The 2689-nt window shown below is 37.1% G+C and carries 4 protein-coding genes; all 4 read left to right on the forward strand.

What is annotated here, in order from left to right; all coding sequences use genetic code 11:
• A partial coding sequence (locus tag T501_RS19290; RefSeq protein WP_026510091.1) for an S-ribosylhomocysteine lyase occupies nucleotides 1–526 on the forward strand: 526 nt, incomplete at its 5' end.
• 28 nt (nucleotides 527–554) lie between these two features.
• On the forward strand, nucleotides 555–1202 hold the full coding sequence (gene rpe, locus T501_RS19295; protein WP_026510092.1) for a ribulose-phosphate 3-epimerase: 648 nt from the start codon (nucleotides 555–557) through the stop codon (nucleotides 1200–1202).
• 231 nt (nucleotides 1203–1433) lie between these two features.
• Entirely contained in the window at nucleotides 1434–1574 is a 141-nt protein-coding gene (locus T501_RS23070; protein WP_156094532.1) for a hypothetical protein, read from the forward strand.
• A 253-nt stretch (nucleotides 1575–1827) separates the two neighbouring features.
• Nucleotides 1828–2493, forward strand: coding sequence for a hypothetical protein (locus T501_RS19300; protein WP_044917141.1), 666 nt, complete (start codon nucleotides 1828–1830; stop codon nucleotides 2491–2493).
• Nucleotides 2494–2689 lie beyond the last annotated feature (196 nt).

Consider the following 2689-nt stretch of genomic DNA (forward strand, 5'->3'; position numbering starts at 1 on the left):
TATGGATTTAATACCTAGCTTTTCAGTTGATCATACTAAGATTGTTCCCGGCATCTTTACCAGCAGAGTAGATGTTCTTGGAGACGAGAAGATTACAACTTATGACATAAGAGTTACAAAGCCCAATGTTGAGCCTGCTGTTGATGTAGCTTCAATGCACTCTCTTGAGCACATCATAGCTACATATTTAAGAAATGATGAAGAGTGGAAGGATCAGGTAATCTATTGGGGCCCTATGGGTTGCCTTACCGGATTTTACCTTATATTAAAGGGAAACCGCGAGCCTAAGGAGATTTATGATCTGCTTCTTGCAGCTTTCAGATCAGTTGAGGATGCAGATGAGGTTCCCGGTGCAACAGCAGAGAACTGCGGAAACTATCAGATGCATAATCTTGAGATTGCTAAGTGGCATGCCCGCAAATTTGCAGATTATCTTGCAAAAAATGCCGGTAAGTCTGAAATCTTTGAATATCCTAAGTCTGAGAGACTTGTAACTGAGGATGGCCGCCAGTTCTTTGATTCATAATTAATAGAAGCTTAAAGAGGATTTTGAGATGAATATCTTGGCACCATCAATTTTGTCTGCTGATTTTACAATACTTGGAAAGCAGATAAAAGAAACTGAGGAGGCAGGAGCAGGATATCTTCATTTTGATGTAATGGATGGTATATTTGTGCCTTCTATTTCCTTTGGACTTCCTGTTTTAAAGACTATTCGCAAAGCTTCCAATCAGATTTATGATGTACATTTAATGATTGAGGAACCGATAAGATATATCGAACAGTTTGCGGAAAGTGGTGCAGACATCATCACTTTTCATGTAGAAGCAGCGTCGGATCCAAGGGAAGTTATAGATAAAATACATAGTTGTGGAAAAAAGGCCGGAATGTCCATAAAACCAAAAACATCAGTTGATGCTCTAAAGCCGTATTTAAAGGATCTTGATATGGTCCTTATAATGACAGTTGAGCCGGGATTTGGTGGACAAAAGTACATCGAAGAATGTACTGAAAAAATACGCAAAACAAGGGAAATGATAACAGATATGGGGCTTAATACCGATATTGAAATAGATGGAGGTGTTACCATAGATAATATCAATGTCCCTCTGGAGGCCGGTGCAAATGTAATTGTTGCCGGATCGGCGGTATTTAATGGGGATATAACAGAAAACACCCGCAAATTGCTAGAAAAAATGTGAGTGTGTTGGCGTAAATATTTATTGCGCCTGATGATAAATTGTTAAAATATTTGTATGAAAAAATAAAGGGGAAAAGCATAAAGTATGCTTTTCTCCTTAATTTTTTCTAAACTTTCCCTTAATATCGAAATTCAATAATTTCAATATCGTATAATATTATTGTAATCTAGCCATTTTGTGAAAGTATGGGTGACAGTATGGCACATAATGTAAGAAATATATGCATAAATTGTGGAAGAATGTTTACTGCCAGAGAAAGTAATCATGCTTTCTGTTCGCTGGAATGCAAGAAAATGTACTCAAATCATTCAGGATACAGATGCAGAGATTGTAGAAATGCAGGTTGTAAAGTACGTAACGATTCTCTTGTGAATTCACCGCCTAACTGTGAAAATCTTGAGTTACACAAATCTTACAAGGTTCCAAGCGGAAAATAGTACATTGTTTAATATGTCTGAAAATTTCCAAGAATGGAAATATTATAATAAACGTAAAAAATAGTAATAAAGTTTCATAAATTGATACAAAAAAGCAATAATTAACTTGCAATTATCCGAAATAGCGTTATACTATTGTTTGGCTTTAGTTAAAGTTAAACAATGTAATGAAGAAAGGGGAACTATTTATGAAACTCAACAAACATGTAATGGCTATGAATTTAGCCGCAGTAATCGCTTTCGGTGCTGTTGCAGGCATCGTAGCACCTTCAGTAACAGGGGAAGACGTTGTTTACGCTGCGGAGCCTGTATCAGGTGGTAACCCTGTATCAGGTGGAAATGCTGCTGAAGTAGATGAAGCATTCAAGACAGCTGGTAAAGAAGTAAAGGCTGCTGAAAATGATCCTGCTGCTGCAGATCTTAAGGACACAAAGCTTGTATCAAATGGTGATGGCACAGCTACATATGCAGCTGCTAATAAAGAAGCTGAGAAGGTAGTTATACCCGGATCATTTAAGGATGCTAATGGCAATGAGATCAAGATCACATCTATCGATCCTAAGGCATTTGAGGGTTCAAAGGCTAAGTCAATTGATGCTTCTGCTGTAGCACTTACAAAGCTTGTTGCTAAGCAGTTTGCTGGTGCTAAGAAGGCTACATCAATCAAGATAAATGGTAACCAGCTCAAAGCTAAGGACATCAGCACAAAGTTCTTAAAGGGCAACAAGAAACTTAAGAAGCTTACTGTAGTAGCTAAGAGCAGGCAGTTCAAGAAGATTAAGTCAAAGCTTCAGAAGGCTGCTAAGAAGACAGGCTACAAGAAGGGTACAAAGGTTAAGAGAGTTTCAAAGTAATTGAAACATAACCGAAATTATTACAGGCAGGGAGAAATCTCTGCCTGTTTTTAATTTCTTAGGAAATTCTTATTTTATTAGAAAAATATGTAATAAATCTCGCTAGGGTAAAGTTTTTGTAGGATTGATAGAATGTAGCACAAGAATTGTGCACAACATAAATAAAAAGGACAACCTTCTGTGTTAAGGTATTTGT

This window comes from Butyrivibrio sp. WCE2006, assembly GCF_000701985.1.
GTDB lineage: Bacteria > Bacillota > Clostridia > Lachnospirales > Lachnospiraceae > Butyrivibrio.